Below are 3,101 nucleotides of genomic sequence, written 5' to 3' on the forward strand. Positions count from 1 at the left end.
ACACGGTCAACCCTTCCACCGGCATGAATGCGATCGGCGGCAAGAACATCGCGTGCGTATCCTTCGCCGTGATCGTGATCGTTCTCGTGAATGCATCGCCGACCTTCAGCCCGTCCAGCGCGCGATCGAATCGTTGCGCCATCTCGAGATGACTGGTGGCCAGAAAAACGGCCGCCCCTTCGGCGCCTGCCGGAACACGGACCGAAAACGCCCTGGACGGTGACCAGACCGTGACCGGTTTCGAAGCCAACCCCGGATGCAGCAGAATCGGGAGACGGGGAACCGTAAACTTCTTCGGTTCCATGGGCGTTATTCGGTAGGTGCGGGTCAATCCAAACCATGTCGTTCCATCGATCTGCTCCGTCAAATGCGCGGACTGCTCATCGGGGACCGTGACCAGGGCCCCAGGGATGTCGAGCGGAGGATACTCCGGCGCGCCGGTAAACCAAGTGGTGACCAGCACCTCGACGATCAACTTGACCGGCTGGCCCACGACGATCGTACCGGCCGGTTCCAGATGCGCCCGCGCCATCACCCGCGGGCCCTCTTCGCCGAAGACGACGTTGGAGACCGAAACCAGTGCGGCCATGGCAAGAATGACCAAACGCTTCGTCATGTGCCTCGAGGAGGTCGTTTCGTTTTTTCCGCTTGCACACGGAATTTCTCGCGCAGAAACTCCGCCGGAGAGACATTCAAATTGCGCATCCAGAGTTCCGCCACCTGCGCCGGCTTTATTTTGAGTTGCGGAACTTGCCCCGCCTTGCCTTTTTGGCCCTTCTTGTCGAACGTGATGTCGTCCGGATCGAGATTCGGGTCCGCTTCTCCTTCTTGATCGTCGTGAGGCTTCTTGGGAATCAACGCCGCGACCAGCTTTCGATTTGCCTTCGCTTCCGGAAATGCTCCTTGTAGCGTAAGCGCATGATCGTATGCTCCTACTGCGGTGGGATACTCCTTCATCCGCGCGTAGCAATTCCCCATCAGAAAATACGCCTCCGCCGTGTTCAATCGAGCAAACTGGGCCAAAGCCGACGCATAGTCGCGGTTCCGATAATGGGCCAACCCTTTCCACATGGGATCGGCAAACCGTTCAGCCGCGGCGGCGTAGTCTTCCCGTTCGAAATACCGGCGGCCTTGCTGATCCCGCGTCAGGAAGAGATCCATCACGAAGGACGTGCTTTTCTCATAGGCGCGATCGAACATGCCGGGCGGCTCGGCCATGGCTGGTTCAGCCATGCCCCACAACGAGACGAGGATGAGTATGGCCGACCATCTGACGGTCCAGCCGCGCCGAAACCACAAGGCCGCCAGGATGGCCAAAGGAAATGTGCCGTAGTACCCGAACTCCTTCCATCGCACCTCCGCGGTCCGCTCGTTCACGACCTGAAGATGGTGCAGCGCGCGTCGCTGGACCCATTCCACGTCGGATTCGTCCACGGTCACGCTCGCCACTGGTACGTCGGCCTCATCACTCAAGCGAGTGAAACTGCCGCGATCAAGATACGCGCGCAATGGGACGCCGTGAGAATCGAGGGCCACCCGGCCGCTCTTCGTTTTCAGCGGTCCGCCTTCGGATGTTCCTACGGCCAGGACCAACACCTGATCGCGCGATCGACGATGGTGATCGGCAAACGCCGGAACATGCTGCGCTTCGAATCCATCCGTGATGAAGAGGATCGTCCCGCCGGCCGACTCCTTTCCCAACAGATGAGATGCCATGTTCAGCGCGGCTTCGGCATTTCTTCCCGGCACCGGCATGAGGGTTGTATCCAGAGCGGCGAGAAGAATGTCCAGCAGTTCTGGATCTTCCGCCGGTGGAAGCACGAGATGCGCCGTGCCGGCGTAGACGACCAGGCCGGTGCGGGACCCGGCTCGCAGCAACGCCAGATCACGGACCTTTTGCTTCGCCCGCTCCAACCTCGTCGGTGGAACGTCCAACGCGTCCATGGTGCGTGACAAGTCGAGCGCCACCACCATCGGAGCGTTGTCTTCCGTAAACGGCGGCGGCTCCCGTTCCCACGTCGGCCCAGCCGCCAGGATGCCGCCCATGGCCAGAGCCACGGCGGTCGAATGAATCGGCCGCCATCGCCGGGTTCCCGTGCCGCCTATCATCAGATGGTCCAGGAGGTGCGGAGCGATGACGTCGGCCCACTGTTGACGCGTGTCGGTGTATTGGCGCCAGATCCACATCAAGACCACGGCCGCCGGAATACAGAGCAACCACCAGGGTCGGAGGAAATGAAACGCGGACAAGTCCATCCTTATCCCGATTCCTGACGCGGCCACGTTCGATGGCTCGCCGTTGGAATGCGGCTCATCGTTCGACTCATCGTCCATACCATCATGGCGAGGTGATAGCCGAGCAACAGGATGATGCTCGCCCCGAGCGGATAGTAAAAGAGCGAACGTTTCGGCCTGTAGACGGAGCGCGTCACCTTTTCGGGAGTGCTTTCATCGATCGTCCGATAGATGCTTTCCAGGCCAGTCCGATCCTGCCCTTGAAACGAGCGGCCGCCCGTCACCGAGGCGATGCGCTTGAGGGCGCTAAGATCCACCCGCTGTTCCCCGCTCGCTTTCGGATCGCCGATGCCGATGGCATGGATGGTGATCCCCTGTTGCTTCGCAATCTCGGCGGCCTTGTCGGGAGGCAGTTTACTGGCGGTATCGTTTCCGTCCGTGAGCAAGACAAGCAATCGTTCCTTGGTCTTCGAGCGTTCGGTCATCTTGATCGCGACGCCGATCGCGTCTCCGATGCTGGTCTGCGGTCCCGCCATGCCGATCTGCACTTCCTCCAGCAGCAGTCGCACACTCTCGTGATCCATGGTGAGCGGGGCTTGTGGAAACGCCGCCTGACCGAACACGATCAATCCGATCCGATCGCCCTTCCGGCGGGTGATGAACTCGTCGACCACTTGTTTGACCGCCGCCAAGCGATCCATGCGACGGCCGGCCGCATCCAGGAAATCGCGCGCGTCCATCGATTGGGAGAGATCCACGGCCAGCATCAAATCCCGCGCCGATTCGACTCGTTCGATCGGAGGCTCGATCCATTGGGGATCGGCCGTCGCCGTGACGAGCAGCGTCCAGACGACGGGCGCCAGCAC

General features: G+C 61.0%; 2 protein-coding genes and 1 pseudogene. All 3 read right to left on the reverse strand.

Features of this window, described 5'->3' with window-relative positions; translation table 11 throughout:
• Window positions 1-616: pseudogene (locus ACOSYY_RS05185) on the reverse strand (hypothetical protein); the annotation flags it as partial.
• On the reverse strand, window positions 613-2,250 hold the full coding sequence (locus ACOSYY_RS05190) for a VWA domain-containing protein (protein WP_421661204.1): 1,638 nt from the start codon (window positions 2,248-2,250) through the stop codon (window positions 613-615). The pseudogene ACOSYY_RS05185 and the gene ACOSYY_RS05190, both read right to left, overlap by 4 nt.
• A gap of 8 nt (window positions 2,251-2,258) precedes the next feature.
• Window positions 2,259-3,101: vWA domain-containing protein (locus ACOSYY_RS05195; RefSeq protein WP_421661205.1), on the reverse strand; the 843-nt coding region annotated here is incomplete at its 5' end.

The sequence above is a fragment of the Nitrospira sp. BLG_2 genome (genome assembly GCF_049222245.1).